Origin of the sequence: Micromonospora sp. NPDC049274 (assembly GCF_040678875.1) — a bacterium.
GTDB lineage: Bacteria > Actinomycetota > Actinomycetes > Mycobacteriales > Micromonosporaceae > Micromonospora.
In genome coordinates this window covers 1-14,295 of record NZ_JBFAQS010000002.1, presented here as the reverse complement: position 1 = coordinate 14,295, position 14,295 = coordinate 1, and the positions used below count along the sequence as shown (strand labels likewise).

Here is a 14,295-nt window from a genome sequence, read left to right as displayed (position 1 = left end):
CGGTGCGGGCCCTCGTGCCCGGCTCCGGTCGGCGGCGTTTCGCAGCAGCCGCTGAACCGGGAGGGTGAGCGCGATGCCTGACATACGACCCACGGTGGGCTCCGGCGCGCTGGTCCTCAACGCCACCTACGAGCCCCTGTGTGTCGTGTCGGTGCGTCGCGCCGCGATCCTCGTCCTCTCCGCCAAGGCCGTCTGTGTCGCCGACGGCGACGGCATCCTGCACAGCGCGCGCGACGCGCTGCCGGTGCCGTCGGTGGTCCGCCTGACCCGCTTCGTCCGGGTGCCCTACCGCACCCACGTCGGGCTGTCCCGCCGGGCGATCTTCGCCCGGGACGGCTGGCGGTGCGCCTACTGCCGGGGGCCGGCCGAGACCATCGACCATGTCTTCCCGCGCAGCCGGGGCGGTCGGCACGCCTGGGAGAACGTGGTCGCCGCGTGCGCCCGGTGCAACCACACCAAGGGCGACAAGACCCCGGCGGAGCTGGGTTGGCGACTGCACGCCCTGCCGACCGCGCCGAAGGGCACCGCCTGGCGGGTCCTCGGGCACCGCGCTCCGGACCCCCGCTGGGCCGACTGGCTCGACCTGCGCGAGCCCGAGGCAGCCGCCTGACCCTCCGGCCGCTAGCGGTCGACGTAGTGGTACCGACAGGCCACGATTTCGACGTCGTCCTTGGAGATCCGATACACCAGTCGGTGTTCACGATCGATCCGCCGGGACCAGAAGCCGGACAGCTCGCCGCGAAGCGGCTCCGGCTTGCCGATGCCCTCGTATCCGTTGCGCATCACGTCGGCGATGAGATCATTGATGCGCTTGACCAGCTTGCGGTCGGTGTGACTGAGGTACTGGCTCCACGCCGTGTCGGTGAAGACCAGCCTCATGCGACGTCCCGTACGGTGGCCGGGTCTACCAGATCCCGCTCGGCCGCGTCGCCCGCCTCCAGTTCCGCGATCGATCGGCGTAGCGCTGCGGCGTTGCTCGGACTCCGCAGGAGATATTCGGTCTCCTTCATCGACTCGTACTCCGCAAGCGGCACGATCACCACCGGCTCGTGTCCTGACCGGGTCACCACCACTTCCTCCGCGTCGTTGATGACGCTGTCGAGTTCGGCGGCCAGGTTCTGCCGTAGCTGGGTGAAGTTCACCGTCCGCATGGTCACCTCCGGGTAGGTACAGAAAACTGTACCTGGCTGCCCGTGGTGCTCAGCCACCGTCACGGGCCTTGACCAGTGAGGCGAAGACCACCAGGTTGTCCGAGTAGCCCCGCTCACCGCCCACCCACCGGCCGCCGCAGGTGATCAGCCGCAGGCTGGGGCGGCTGAAGTCGCCGTACACCTCGTCCACCGGCAGCCGGTCCTTGTCGAACCGCTGCACCGAGTCCACCTCGAAGACCGCGACCCGGCCGTCGGAGCGGGTGACCTCGATCTGGTCGCCCGCGCGCAGGTCCCGCAGCTGGTGGAAGACGGCCGGACCGGTGGTGGTGTCCACGTGTCCGACGATCACCGCCGGTCCGTACTGGCCGGGGGTGGGGCCCTTGTCGTACCAGCCGGCCTCCTGGGCACGGGCCACATCGGGCACAGCGATGGTGCCGTCCGGGGCGATGCCCACGTCGTGCAGCGGCGCCCGCAGGTCGATCTTGCCGATGGTGAGAGCGGTCGGTCGGCTGGCCGGCAGCACCGGGAACTTCTTCGGCGGCGGTCGCAGGCCGGCGCTGATCCGGTCCGGCAGCAGACTCACGCCGGTCACCTGCTCGACGCCCAGCATCGCCACGATCACCACCATCAGCGCGGCCACGGCCAGGACCGGAATTCCCGGCCCGGTGCCGAGCCCACGACCCGTCGACCCGACCCGGCGGCGCGGCGGCAGCGGCTGCGCGTCCGGATCAGTGGTGGCGACGCTGGCGAACCCAGCCTGCCCGGCGACCCGGCGCAGCCGACCCGAGGCCCGGGCCGCGAGCCGTCCGGAGGCGCGCAGGGCCGCCGCGGCCCGGAGGCGGGCACGGTGGTCCGACCGCGCACGCGCGGATCTGCGGGTCATGGCAGGTCCGGCTCAGGAGCCGGCTCCGCTCCGACGCCGGCCGCCTGCCATGCCGAGCGCGACCGCGGCGGCCACCAGGGCCACACCGCCGACGACCAGGATCGAGCCGGTGCCCCGGCCACCAGCGGTGCCGCCGCCGCCCGTCGCCGGCCCCTTACTGGGCGACGCCATGTTGAGCACGGTCAGCATCGTCTGGGCCGTCTGGTTGTTCTGGCAGCGCAGGTCGACCTGGTAGTCACCGGGCTCCTTGTTGCCCGGAACGGTGACCTCTCCCTTGAGGAAGCCGTTGTCCGGTCTGAGCATCACGTGCCCGAACGCGTCGGAGTGCACGTTGGCCTGTCGATCGTTGTTGTTGTCGCAGCTCGCGCGGATCGTGACCCGGCCGCCCGCCGGGACGCTGTTCGGAGTCACCTCGACGAAGGTGTTCTCACCGGCACGCGCGGGCGCGACCGACAACAGGACGAACGCTCCGATGAGCCCCACCAGTGTCAGGACGGACGAGAGCGCGCGGTTGATCGTGCGAAGTCCCTGCATGATTTCCCCCCAACCGGCGACGACCGCCGGAACCCTCCCCTGGGCACGGGCGCTGAGTTCCCGCTGGCCCGGAGGCAAACCAGCGGGCGGGGAGGGTCAGCGGTGTCGGGCGCCGGAGTCGGCGGGAGGAAGTGGGGTGATCGGCTGCCAGTCCAGCGGGGACGACAGGACCATGGTGCTCGACGGTTGGCCGTACGGGGCGAGCCGGTCGATGACCGCCTCGAAGTCGCCGATCGAGCCGGCGGCCACCTTCAGCATGCTGCACGCGTCGCCGGTGATCCGGTGGACCTCCAGGATCTCCGGCCAGCCGGACACCTCCGGGTCGTGCAGGATGCACCGCGCGCCGTAACAGGACATCCGGATCAGGGCGACCACCGTCCGGCCGGCCCGGGTCAGGTCCACGTGGGCGTGGTAGCCGGTGATGATCCCGCCCTCCTCCAGCCGGCGGACCCGCTCGGCAACCGCCGGTGGGGACAGGTGCACCCGGCGGGACAACTCGCTGAAGGAGAGCCGGGCGTCGGCCTGCAACTCGCGCAGCAGCGCCCAGTCCATGTCGTCCACGCTCGAACCTTACTTTCGTGAACCGAATTCGCCTAGCTGCCTTTGGTTCGTCAGGTCACGTCGGTAAGTGCCGTTGATTCGGCATTCCGCAGGCCGATCCCACCGCGAGATCATGACGTCGGTTGGTCCGGGGGAGGGAGACGAGATGGTGGATCAGACGGAGCGGCGGGCGCCGAACCGCCGTGCCACGGTGCAACCGGTGACCCCCGGCCAGCGCGCGGCGCAGGCGGAGCGCACCGGCGGTGAGCCGACCCTGGAGTTCGCCGACATGGTGCCGTACGACGCGTACGTGCAGGCCAGCGCCCTGCACCGGATGCAGCACCCGCTCAGCGACGACCCGGGCGAGATGTCCTTCCTGATGGTCAGCCAGATCATGGAGCTGTACTTCGGGCTGACCTGCCACGAGCTGCGGGAGTCCCAGCGGCTCATCCGCGCCGACCAGATCTGGGAGGCGCTGGCCCCGCTGGGCCGCGCCAAGCTGCACCTGGAGGGGCTCAACGCCGCCTGGCAGGGCCTGCGCTGGATGAGCCCGGCCGACTTCAACCGGTTCCGCAACCTGCTCGGTGAGGCCTCCGGCTTCCAGTCGGCGATGTACCGGCAGCTGGAGTTCCTGCTCGGGCTGCGCGACCCGACGCTGATCCGCCCGTTCCGGCGGCAGGCCGAGGTGTACGCCGAACTGAGCGCCGCACTGGCCACCCCGAGCCTCTGGGACGACGTGCTCGCGCTGCTCGCCCGACGCGGCTTCGACCTTCCCGCCGACCTGCTGAACCGGGACGTGTCGGTCGAGCACGACCCGCAGCCGGCTGTCGAGGCGGCCTGGGTGCGGATCTACGACGACGGCGGTCCGGACAACCACCTGCGGCTGCTCGGTGAGGCGCTGAGCGGTGTCGCCGAGGAGTTCGGCGACTGGCGGTGGAACCACGTCAAGGCGGTGCAGCGGACGATGGGCGCCAAGGTCGGCAGCGGCGGCTCCGCCGGACTGGCGTGGTTGCAACGCAGCATGGCCCGGGTGGTCTTCCCGGAGCTGTGGTCGGCCCGCACCGCGATGTGACCGGAGAGCGAGAACAAGCAATGACGACCCCTGAAGCCGAGCCGCTGGGCCTCGCCGCCGGCGAAGCGGAAGCGCACCGCCGCGACGAGGCCGACCCCGGCCACCGGCACCTGTTCCACGTGCCGCCCGCCGACGGCGGCGGCCACCCCGAGTCGGCGTACCTCGCCGGCAACTCGCTCGGCCTGCAACCCCGGGCCACACGCGACGAACTCCTCGCCGACCTGGACGCGTGGGGGCGGCTCGGCGTCGAGGGACACCTGGAGGCGGAACGCGCCTGGCTGCCGTACCACGAGCTGTTGACCGGCCCGGCCGCGCGACTCGTCGGCGCCCGGCCCGCGGAGGCCGTGGTGATGAACTCGCTCACGGTCAACCTGCACCTGCTGATGGTCAGCTTCTACCGGCCGGCCGGCGTTCGCACCCGCATCGTCATCGAGGACAGCGCCTTCCCCTCGGACAGCTACGCGGTGCGCAGCCAGGCCCGTTTCCACGGCCTGGAGCCGGACGACACGGTGGTCCGGCTGCGCCCGCGCCCCGGCGAGGACGCGCTGCGCACCGAGGACGTCACCGACTACCTGGCCGCCGAGGGTGACCGGGTGGCGCTGGTGCTGCTCGGTGGGGTCAACTACCTCACCGGCGAACTGCTGGACATCCCGGCGATCACGGCGGCCGGTCGGGCGGCCGGCGCTGTCGTCGGCTGGGACCTGGCGCACGCGGTGGGCAACGTACCGCTGGCCCTGCACGACTGGGACGTCGACTTCGCGGCCTGGTGCTCCTACAAGTACCTGAACTCGGGGCCGGGCGCGCTGGCCGGCGTCTTCGTGCACGAGCGGCACCTCGGCGACGAGGACCTGCCGCGCTTCGAGGGGTGGTGGAGCACCGCGGCGGCCACCCGGTTCGAGATGACACCGGTGTCCCGGCCGCCGTCCACGGTGGAGGCCTGGCAGATCTCCAACCCGCCGATCTTCGCGATGGGCCCGGTGCGGACCTCGCTGGAGCTGTTCGACGCGGTCGGCATGCCGGCGCTGCGGGAGCGCAGCCTCCGGCTCACCGGCTGGCTGGAGTCACTGCTCGACGAGGTCACCGCCGACCGGCCGCTGCGGGTGGTCACCCCGCGCGACCCGGCCCGCCGGGGTTGCCAACTGTCGGTACGCGTCGGCGCCGGCAACGCCGCCGAGCTGACCAAGCGGCTGCGGCACGAGCACGGCGTCATCGCCGACGCCCGGGAGCCGGACATCGTCCGCTTCGCCCCGGTGCCGCTCTACTCGACGTACCTCGACTGTTGGCGGGCCGCCGCCGCGTTGGCGGCGACTGTGGGGCAGGTGACCTCATGACCGCGCGACGCGACGAGATCGCGATCATCGGTGCCGGCCTGGCCGGCTGTCTGGCCGCCTGCTTCCTGGCCCGGCGCGGCTATCCGGTGGCCCTCTACGAGCGGCGGCCGGATCCGCGTACCGGCACGGCCGAGCGGGGGCGCTCGATCAACCTTGCGCTCTCCGAGCGCGGGCTGGACGCGCTGCGCCGGATCGGCCTGGCCGAGCAGGTGATGACCGACGCGCTGCCGATGCGCGGCCGGATGATCCACCCGGTCGAGGGTGAGCCGCAGTTCCAGTCGTACAGCGCGGCCGGTGACCGGGCGATCAACTCGATCAGCCGGGGCGCGCTGAACAACGCCCTGCTGGACGCGGCGGCCGCGCTGCCCGGGGTCCGGATCGTCTTCGAACACCGGCTCGTCGGGCTCGATCCGGCCGACGGCACCCTGAGCTTCGACACCCCGCAGGGCACGGTCGGCGCGAAGGCGTCGGTCGTCCTGGGCGCCGACGGCGCCGGCTCCGCGGTACGCGGGCAACTGCTGGCGTACGGGCTGCTGCGCGAGAGCGTGGACTTCCTCGACTACGGCTACAAGGAGCTGACGATTCCGCCGCTGGGCGGGGACTTCGCCCTGGATGAGCACGCCCTGCACATCTGGCCGCGGGGCACCTCGATGATGATCGCGCTGCCGAACCCGGACCGGTCCTTCACCTGCACGCTGTTCTGGCCCAACGACGGCGCCGGCAGCTTCGCCGCGCTGGACGATCCGCTGGCGATCGAGCGGCACTTCGCCGAGCACTATCCGGACGTCGTCCCGCTGGCCCCGAACCTGGTCGACGACTACCAGCACAACCCGGTGGGCGTGCTCGGCACGGTGCGCAGCACCCCGTGGCAGGTCAACGGCACCGTCGGCCTGCTCGGCGACGCGGCCCACGCCATCGTGCCGTTCTACGGCCAGGGCGCCAACTGCGCCTTCGAGGACGTGGTCGAGCTGGACCGCTGCCTCGACGAGTGCGCGGACGACTGGTCGGCGGCGCTGCCGCTGTTCCAGCGCCGTCGGCAGGAGAACGCCGAGGCCATCGCGCAGATGGCGCTTACCAACTTCGTGGAGATGCGGGACAAGGTCGCCTCGCCGGTCTTCCAGAACTGGCGACGGGTGGAGCACGCACTGGAACGGGTCCTGCCCGGCCGGTACGTTTCCCAGTACGAGTTGGTGTCCTTCTCCACCACCCCGTACGCCGAGGTGCGCCGCCGGGTCCGCCGGCAGCACCGGGTGCTCGGGTTCGTCGCCTGTGGTGCCGCGCTGCTGCTGGTCGGCGCGATCGGCGCGGCACTGAGCCGAGGGAGGCGCGCATGACCGGCACCTGGGACGCCACGCTGATGACCGGCCACGCCCCGGCCGGGCCGTCGCGGTTGCGCAACTTCGTGGGCGGCGAGTTCGTCGACGGCGGGTCGACGTTTCCCAAGGTGAGCCCGGTGACCGGCGAGCCGGTCTTCGAGGTGGTCGAGGCGTCGCGGTCCACCGTGGACGACGCGGTGGCCGCCGCCCGCGCGGCGCTGCGCGGCCCGTGGGGCCGGATGGGGGAGCGGGAACGCGCCGAGGTGCTGCGCCGCGTCGCCGACGAGCTGGAACGTCGCTTCGACGACCTGGTCACCGCCGAGGTCGCCGACACCGGCAAGTCCATCGCCCAGGCCCGGACGCTGGACATCCCTCGTGGCGCGGCGAACTTCCGGGCGTTCGCGGAGATCGTGGCGACCGCGCCCACCGAGTCGTTCACCACCGTCACCCCGACCGGCGGTCGGGCGCTCAACTACGCGCTGCGCAAGCCGGTCGGCGTGGTCGCGGTCATCGTGCCGTGGAACCTGCCGCTGCTGCTGCTCACCTGGAAGGTCGCCCCGGCGCTGGCCTGCGGCAACGCGGTCGTGGTCAAGCCCAGCGAGGAAACTCCCGCCTCGGCGACGGTGCTCGCGGAGGTGATGGCCGCCGCCGGCGTACCCGACGGGGTGTTCAACCTCGTGCACGGCTTCGGGCCGGACTCGGCGGGCGAGTTCCTCACCCGCCACCCTGGCGTCGACGCGATCACCTTCACCGGCGAGTCGGCCACCGGTGGCGCGATCATGCGGGCCGCCGCCGACGGGGTGAAGGCGGTGAGCTTCGAGCTGGGCGGCAAGAACGCCGGCCTGGTCTTCGCCGACGCCGACCTGGACGCGGCGGTGGCCGGCTCGGTGCGGTCCAGCTTCACCAACGGCGGTCAGGTGTGCCTCTGCACCGAGCGCATCTACGTGCAGCGCCCGGTCTTCGAGGAGTTCACCGCCCGGCTCGCGAAACGGGCCGGCGAGCTGGCGTACGGGTGGCCGACCGACGAGGCCACCGCCACCATGCCGCTCATCTCCCCGCAGCACCGGGCGAAGGTGCTCGGCGCGTACGAGCTGGCCCGCGCCGAGGGCGCCGAGGTGCTCACCGGCGGCGGCACGCCCACCTTCGGCGACGCCCGCGACGGCGGTTCATACGTGCAGCCGACAGTGCTCACCGGCCTCGGCCCGCAGGCGCGCACCAACCGGGAGGAGATCTTCGGCCCAGTGGTGCACGTCGCGCCGTTCGACACCGAGGACGAGGCGTACGCGCTGGCCAACGGCACCGAGTACGGCCTCGCGGCGACCGTGTGGACCCGGGACGTGGGTGTCGCGCACCGGGCCGGCGCCCGGCTGGACGCCGGCATCGTCTGGGTCAACACGTGGTTCCTGCGTGACCTGCGGACCCCGTTCGGCGGGGTGAAGGCGTCCGGCATCGGCCGGGAGGGCGGCGTGCACTCGTTGAACTTCTACTCCGAACTCACGAACGTCTGCGTGGACCTGTCGTGAGCCGTAGCGAGGGAGCGTGCATGGAAGCTGACATCGAGGCCGCCAACCGGGAGCTGGCCGACGCCCGCAGCACCGGCAAGCCGTGTGCACCGCTGCGGGGCCGGCTGCTGCCGGAGGGCGACGTCGAGTCCGCGTACCGCGTGCAGCAGCTCCAGGCGCGGGCCTGGCAGGGCCGCGGCGAACGCCGGGTCGGCGCGAAGATCGGGTTGACCTCTCGGGCGGTGCAGGAGACCTTCGGGGTGTTCCAACCGGACTTCGGGATGCTCACCGATGCGATGGCGGTCGGCGACGGGGTCGAGGTGCCGATCGACCGGCTGCTCCAGCCGCGGGTCGAGGCGGAGATCGCCTTCGTGCTCGACAAAGATCTCCCGGACCCGCAGATCACCACAGTCGACCTGATCCGCGCGGTGGACCACGTGCTGCCGGCCATCGAGATCGTCGACTCGCGGATCGCCGGCTGGGACATCTCCATCGTGGACACCGTCGCCGACAACGCCTCCAGCGGGCTCTTCGTGCTCGGCACCACGCCTCGCCGCCTCGCCGACGTGGACCTGCGCCTGTGCGGAATGGTGCTGGAGCACGCCGGCGAGCCGGTCTCGGTGGGCGCGGGCGCCGCCTGCCTGGGCAACCCCTTGCACGCCGTGGCGTGGCTGGCGAGCACCCTCGCCCGCGCCGGTGACCCGCTGCGCGCCGGGGACGTGGTGCTCTCCGGGGCGCTCGGCCCGATGGTGCCGGTCACCCCGGGCGCCGCGTACGAGGCCCGGATCTCCGGCCTCGGCTCGGTGCGGACATTCTTCGGCGACAGGGGCGGCCAGTGACCACCAACGTTGCGGTGCTGGGATCGGGAAACATCGGCACCGACCTGATGATCAAAGTGTTGCGGCTGAGTGACAGCCTGCGGATGGTGGCGATGGCCGGCATCGACCCGGCCTCCGACGGCCTGGCGCGCGCCCGCCGGCTCGGCGTGGCCACCACCGCCGACGGAGTGGACGGGCTCGTGGCGATGCCCGAGTTCGCCGACGTCGAGCTGGTCTTCGACGCCACCTCGGCCGGCGCGCACCGCCGTCACGACGAGGTGCTGCGCGCGCACGGCCGCACTGTGGTCGACCTGACCCCGGCCGCGCTCGGCCCGTACGTGGTGCCGCCGGTCAACCTCGACGAGCACCTGCACGAGCCGAACGTCAACATGGTGACCTGCGGTGGGCAGGCGACAGTGCCGATCGTCGCCGCCGTGCGCCGGGTCACCCCGGTGGCGTACGGGGAGATCGTCGCGTCGATCGCGTCGAAGTCCGCCGGGCCGGGCACCCGGGCCAACATCGACGAGTTCACCGAGACCACGGCCCGGGCCATCGAGGTGGTCGGCGGGGCCGAGCGGGGCAAGGCGATCATCGTGCTGAACCCGGCGGACCCGCCGCTGCTCATGCGGGACACCGTCTACTGCCTCTGCCCGGACGCCGACGCCGACACTGCCGCCATCGCCGCCTCGGTGGCCGAGATGGTGGCGACGGTGCAGGAGTACGTCCCCGGCTACCGGCTCAAGCAGGACGTGCAGTTCGACCAGGTGCAGGCGTACGTGCCGACGCTCGGGCGGCAGCTCACCGCGTTGCAGGTGTCGGTCTACCTGGAGGTCTCCGGGGCGGGCCACTACCTGCCCGCGTACGCCGGCAACCTGGACATCATGACCTCCGCCGCGCTGCGCACCGCGGAGCGGCTGGTCGCCATGCGTTCTTCGGAGGTGGCCGCGCCATGACCGATCTGTACATCCAGGACGTGACGCTGCGCGACGGCATGCACGCCATCGCCCACCGGTACACCGTCGACCAGGTCCGCACCATCGCCGCCGCGTTGGACGCCGCCGGGGTGGCCGCCATCGAGGTGGCGCACGGTGACGGCCTCGCCGGCTCCAGCGTCAACTACGGTCACGGCGCGGCCAGCGACGCCGAGTGGATCTCCGCTGCCGCCGAGGTGCTGACCACGGCGAAGCTGACCACCCTGCTGCTGCCCGGCATCGGCACCATCGCCGACCTGAGGGCCGCGAAGGCGCTCGGGGTGACGAGCGTGCGCATCGCCACCCACTGCACGGAGGCGGACATCTCCGCCCAGCACATCTCCTGGGCGCGGGAGAACGGCATGGATGTGGCCGGGTTCCTGATGATGTCGCACATGAACGATCCGGCCGCGCTGGCCGGGCAGGCCAAGCTCATGGAGTCGTACGGGGCGCACTGCGTCTACGTCACCGACTCCGGCGGCCGGCTGCTGATGTCCGACGTGGCGCAGCGGGTCGACGCGTACCGGCAGGTCCTCGCCCCGGAGACGCAGATCGGCATCCACGCGCACCACAACCTGTCCCTCGGGGTGGCCAACAGCGTGCTCGCCGTCGAGCACGGCCGGATCCTCGGCGCCGGCCCGCTCGGCTCACCGTCCGGCCGGACCGTCCGCGTGGACGCCTCTCTCGCCGGCATGGGCGCGGGCGCGGGCAACGCGCCGCTGGAGGTCTTCGTGGCGGTCGCCGAGCTGCACGGCTGGAAGCACGGCTGCGACGTGTTCGCGCTGATGGACGCCGCCGACGACATCGTCCGCCCGTTGCAGGACCGGCCGGTCCAGGTCGACCGGGAGACGCTCTCCCTGGGGTACGCCGGGGTCTACTCCAGCTTCCTGCGCCACGCCGAGCGGGCCTCCACGAAGTACGGCGTGGACGTCCGGTCGATCCTGGTCGAGTTGGGCCGCCGCCGGATGGTCGGCGGCCAGGAGGACATGATCGTGGACGTGGCACTGGACCTGGCCGACAAGGAGGAGGCTGTGAGCGCGAGGAGTGAGCCGGGTTTGCGAGCCCCGCAGTCGCGAACGGAAGGTGACGCAGCATGATCGGACCGGACGTCGCGGGGATCGCCGAGAAGTTGGGTGCGGCTGCCGACACGGCCACCGCGATCCCGCAGCTCGCCGCCGAGACCGGTCTCGACGTGGACACCGCGTACGGCGTGCAGGCCGCGCTGGTGCAGCGCCGCTTGGCACGTGGCGAGCGGCTGGTCGGGCTGAAGATGGGGCTGACCAGCAGGGCGAAGATGGCGCAGGTCGGCGTGGACGAGGTGATCTGGGGGCGGCTCACCGACGCGATGCGGGTGCCCGACGGCGGTGCCGTCGACCCGGCCGCGTACATCCATCCCCGGGTCGAGCCGGAGGTGGCGTTCCTGCTGGACCGGCTGCCCGAGCCGGGTGAGCCGGTCGGCGACTTCGCCACGGCGGTCCGCGCGGTCGCGCCGGCCATCGAGCTGATCGACTCCCGGTACGCGGACTTCCGCTTCTCGCTGCCGGACGTGATCGCCGACAACACCTCGGCGGCCGCGTTCGTGATCGGGCCGTGGTCGCCGGTGCCGTCGGGGCTGGACAACCTGGGTGTGCTGCTGGAGGTCGACGGGCGGGTGGCCCAGGTCGGCTCGACGGCGGCGATCCTCGGTGACCCGCGCCGGGCGCTCGACGAGGGCATCCGGCTGGCCGGCCGGCACGGGGTGCGGCTGGAGTCCGGCTGGGTGTTCCTGGCCGGGGCGGCCACGGCGGCTGTGCCGCTGCGTCCCGGCGCCCACGTCCGTGCCGTCGTCGAGAAGCTCGGCACGGCGTCCCTGCGGGCGTCGTCGTGACCGCGCGGGTGGTGGCCGGGAAGGCTGTGCCTCGGGGGGCTTTTCCGCACGTCAAGGTCGCGGGAGGGTTCGTCTTCGTCTCCGGTACGTCGTCGCGACGGCCGGACAACACGTTCGCCGGCGTGTCGGTCGACGAGTTCGGCACCACGAACCTCGACATCCGGGTGCAGACCCGGGCCGTCATCGAGAACATCGGCGATCTGCTGCGGCCGGTCGGGGCGGACCTTGCCGACCTCGTCCAGGTGACGTCCTACCTGGTGAACATGAACGACTTCGGTGGTTACAACGAGGTGTGGGCGGAGTTCTTCGACGCATCCGGGCCGACCCGCACCACTGTCGCGGTGCACCAGTTGCCGCACCCGCACCTGCTCATCGAGATTCAGGCCGTGGCCCTTCTTCCCTCGGGAGGTCAGTCGTGAGTGAGATCGCCGAGCCGTTCAGCTTTCCGGGCTGGATCGCGGAGAACCAGCACCTGCTGAAGCCGCCGGTGGGCAACAAGGAGATGTTCCCCGGCGGGGACGACTTCATCGTGATGGTGGTGGGCGGTCCCAACCAGCGCACCGACTTCCATGTGGACCCGTACGAGGAGTTCTTCTACCAGGTCAAGGGCAACATGCACATCAATCTGATGACCTCCGAGGGGCCGCGTACGGTGCACGTGCGCGAGGGTCAGATGTGGATGCTGCCGCGCAACACACCGCACTCGCCGCAGCGGCCGGAGGCCGGTTCGATCGGCGTGGTCGTCGAGCGGGTCCGCGAGGAGGGCACGCTGGAGACCTTCCAGTGGTACTGCCCGGAGTGCGGTAACAAGGTGCACGAGGTGGAGTTGCAGGTCCGCGACATCGCGGCCGACCTGCCGCCGGTGTTCCAGGCGTTCTACGCCGACGAGGCGGCGCGTACCTGCGCGAACTGCGGCACCCTGCACCCGGGCAAGGGCTGATGCCCGCTGGTGTGGTCGACGTGCACACGCACGTCGTACCGAAGGGATGGCCGGACCTCGGCGCGGCGTGCGGTGGGTCCGGCTGGCCCTGGTTGCGGGTCGACTCGGAACGCGCCGCCATGATCATGGTGGGGGAGACGGAGTTCCGTCCGGTCGGCGCCGAGTGCTGGGACGCCTCGACGCGACTGGCCGACATGGACGCTGACGGCGTGGCCGTGCAGGTGGTCTCGCCGACGCCTGTCTTCTTCAGCTACGACCGCCCGGCCGACCAGGCGGTGAAGGTCGCCCGGATCTTCAACGACCTGACCCTGGAGGTCACCGCTGCCGGTGGCGACCGACTGGTGCCGTTCTGCCAGGTGCCGCTGCAGGACCCGGACGCCGCCTGTGCCGAGCTGGATCGCAGCCTGGCCGCCGGGCACGTCGGCGTGGAGATCGGCAACCACGTCGGCGACCGGGACCTCGACGACGAGGGCGTGGTCACCTTCCTGCAACACTGCGCCGAGGTGGGCGCGCCTGTCTTCGTCCACCCGTGGGACATGCCTGGTGGCCCCCGGCTGGACCGCTGGATGGCCCGCTGGCTCGCCGGAATGCCTGCCGAGACACACCTGTCGGTGCTGGCGATGATCCTGGGCGGCGTCTTCGACCGGGTGCCCGAGACGTTGCGGATCTGCTTCGCGCACGGTGGTGGCAGCTTTCCGTTCTGGCTGGGCCGCGCCGACAACGCCTGGCACCGCCGGGGCGACCTGGTCCGGGGCGCGTCCGCCGCCCCGCCCAGCAGCTACGTCGACCGGTTCAGCGTCGACTCGGTGGTCTTCGCGCCGCCCGCCCTGCGGCTGCTTGTCGACACGATGGGGGAGGACCGGGTGCTTGTCGGCAGCGACTACCCGTACCCGCTTGGTGAACGCCCGGCCGGCGCGGTGGTCCGGGCCGCCGACTTCCTCACCGACGCCCAACGCGACAAGCTCCTGTCCATTAACGCTAGGCGTTTCCTGCACGGCTGAGCCCTCGACGTGAGCAGATCTTGGACACTTTCCGTCATCCGGGCGGGCTCAACTGGTGGTTGCAACACTCAGGAGCTGGGTCATCTTCTCACCTGGGGTGGCCCAGCCCAGGGTCATACGGGGGCGGTCGTTGAGTTCGTCGGCGACGTGGTTAAGGCCGGCCTGGTCGATGGTGGTGAAGTCGAATTTGCCTTTAGGGAAGTACTGGCGCAGCAGCCCGTTGGTGTTCTCGTTGCTGCCGCGTTGCCAGGGGCTGTGGGGGTCGCAGAAGTAGACCGGGCAGTCGGTGGCGATGGTGAAGTCACGGTGCCGAGCCATCTCGACGCCCTGGTCCCAGGTCAGCGAGGCCCTCAGCCGTTGCGGAAGCCA

The 14,295-nt window shown here is 71.5% G+C and carries 18 protein-coding genes; 12 read left to right on the top strand and 6 right to left on the bottom strand.

All coding sequences use genetic code 11. The features are described from left to right. Positions 1–73: 73 nt before the first annotated feature. A complete protein-coding gene (locus tag AB0K10_RS03570; protein WP_354860605.1) occupies positions 74–610 on the top strand; it encodes an HNH endonuclease in 537 nt (178 codons plus the stop codon). Between the two features lie 11 nt (positions 611–621). Here AB0K10_RS03570 and AB0K10_RS03565 read toward each other — a convergent pair whose 3' ends face one another. The 5 genes from AB0K10_RS03565 to AB0K10_RS03545 form a co-directional block, all read right to left on the bottom strand. Continuing rightward, complete coding sequence (locus AB0K10_RS03565) at positions 622–879, bottom strand: Txe/YoeB family addiction module toxin (protein ID WP_363679608.1); 258 nt, start codon at positions 877–879, stop codon at positions 622–624. Beyond that, entirely contained in the window at positions 876–1,151 is a 276-nt protein-coding gene (locus AB0K10_RS03560) for a type II toxin-antitoxin system prevent-host-death family antitoxin (protein WP_363680473.1), read from the bottom strand. The genes AB0K10_RS03565 and AB0K10_RS03560 overlap by 4 nt, the downstream gene beginning before the upstream one ends. Positions 1,152–1,200: 49 nt before the next feature. Continuing rightward, complete coding sequence (locus tag AB0K10_RS03555) at positions 1,201–1,971, bottom strand: class F sortase (RefSeq protein WP_363680471.1); 771 nt, start codon at positions 1,969–1,971, stop codon at positions 1,201–1,203. A gap of 75 nt (positions 1,972–2,046) precedes the next feature. Continuing rightward, entirely contained in the window at positions 2,047–2,568 is a 522-nt protein-coding gene (locus tag AB0K10_RS03550; protein WP_007464180.1) for a hypothetical protein, read from the bottom strand. Between the two features lie 96 nt (positions 2,569–2,664). Beyond that, a complete protein-coding gene (locus tag AB0K10_RS03545; protein ID WP_363679606.1) occupies positions 2,665–3,129 on the bottom strand; it encodes an Lrp/AsnC family transcriptional regulator in 465 nt (154 codons plus the stop codon). 148 nt (positions 3,130–3,277) lie between these two features. Between AB0K10_RS03545 and AB0K10_RS03540 the strand changes: the two genes are divergently transcribed. Genes AB0K10_RS03540 through AB0K10_RS03490 form a run of 11 tightly spaced genes read left to right on the top strand, consistent with a single transcriptional unit; the run spans position 3,278 to position 13,926 of the window. Further along, a complete protein-coding gene (locus AB0K10_RS03540; RefSeq protein ID WP_363680469.1) occupies positions 3,278–4,180 on the top strand; it encodes a tryptophan 2,3-dioxygenase family protein in 903 nt (300 codons plus the stop codon). 20 nt (positions 4,181–4,200) lie between these two features. Further along, the gene (kynU, locus tag AB0K10_RS03535) at positions 4,201–5,511 is read left to right on the top strand and encodes a kynureninase (protein ID WP_363679604.1); all 1,311 of its coding nucleotides are present in this window, start codon (positions 4,201–4,203) and stop codon (positions 5,509–5,511) included. Continuing rightward, complete coding sequence (locus tag AB0K10_RS03530; protein ID WP_363679602.1) at positions 5,508–6,845, top strand: NAD(P)/FAD-dependent oxidoreductase; 1,338 nt, start codon at positions 5,508–5,510, stop codon at positions 6,843–6,845. Before kynU ends, AB0K10_RS03530 begins: the two co-directional genes overlap by 4 nt. A 23-nt stretch (positions 6,846–6,868) precedes the next feature. After that, a complete protein-coding gene (locus AB0K10_RS03525; RefSeq protein WP_363680467.1) occupies positions 6,869–8,350 on the top strand; it encodes a 2-hydroxymuconic semialdehyde dehydrogenase in 1,482 nt (493 codons plus the stop codon). Positions 8,351–8,370: 20 nt separating this feature from the next. After that, positions 8,371–9,168 (top strand): fumarylacetoacetate hydrolase family protein, encoded by a 798-nt coding sequence (locus tag AB0K10_RS03520; RefSeq protein ID WP_363679600.1) that lies wholly within the window; start codon positions 8,371–8,373, stop codon positions 9,166–9,168. Then, on the top strand, positions 9,165–10,100 hold the full coding sequence (locus AB0K10_RS03515; protein ID WP_363679598.1) for an acetaldehyde dehydrogenase (acetylating): 936 nt from the start codon (positions 9,165–9,167) through the stop codon (positions 10,098–10,100). Before AB0K10_RS03520 ends, AB0K10_RS03515 begins: the two co-directional genes overlap by 4 nt. Further along, positions 10,097–11,215, top strand: coding sequence for a 4-hydroxy-2-oxovalerate aldolase (gene dmpG, locus AB0K10_RS03510; protein ID WP_363679596.1), 1,119 nt, complete (start codon positions 10,097–10,099; stop codon positions 11,213–11,215). Before AB0K10_RS03515 ends, dmpG begins: the two co-directional genes overlap by 4 nt. Then, positions 11,212–11,985 carry a fumarylacetoacetate hydrolase family protein gene (locus AB0K10_RS03505; RefSeq protein WP_363679594.1) on the top strand — a complete coding sequence of 258 codons (774 nt, stop codon included), beginning with the start codon at positions 11,212–11,214 and terminating at the stop codon, positions 11,983–11,985. Before dmpG ends, AB0K10_RS03505 begins: the two co-directional genes overlap by 4 nt. Next, positions 11,982–12,404: a RidA family protein gene (locus AB0K10_RS03500; RefSeq protein WP_363679592.1), complete on the top strand. Its 423-nt coding sequence runs from the start codon at positions 11,982–11,984 to the stop codon at positions 12,402–12,404. Before AB0K10_RS03505 ends, AB0K10_RS03500 begins: the two co-directional genes overlap by 4 nt. After that, positions 12,401–12,925, top strand: coding sequence for a 3-hydroxyanthranilate 3,4-dioxygenase (locus AB0K10_RS03495; RefSeq protein ID WP_363679590.1), 525 nt, complete (start codon positions 12,401–12,403; stop codon positions 12,923–12,925). The genes AB0K10_RS03500 and AB0K10_RS03495 overlap by 4 nt, the downstream gene beginning before the upstream one ends. After that, a complete protein-coding gene (locus AB0K10_RS03490; protein ID WP_363679588.1) occupies positions 12,925–13,926 on the top strand; it encodes an amidohydrolase family protein in 1,002 nt (333 codons plus the stop codon). The genes AB0K10_RS03495 and AB0K10_RS03490 overlap by 1 nt, the downstream gene beginning before the upstream one ends. A 48-nt stretch (positions 13,927–13,974) precedes the next feature. Here the strand turns inward: AB0K10_RS03490 and AB0K10_RS03485 are convergent. Continuing rightward, positions 13,975–14,295: IS30 family transposase (locus AB0K10_RS03485; RefSeq protein ID WP_363679586.1), on the bottom strand; the 321-nt coding region annotated here is incomplete at its 5' end.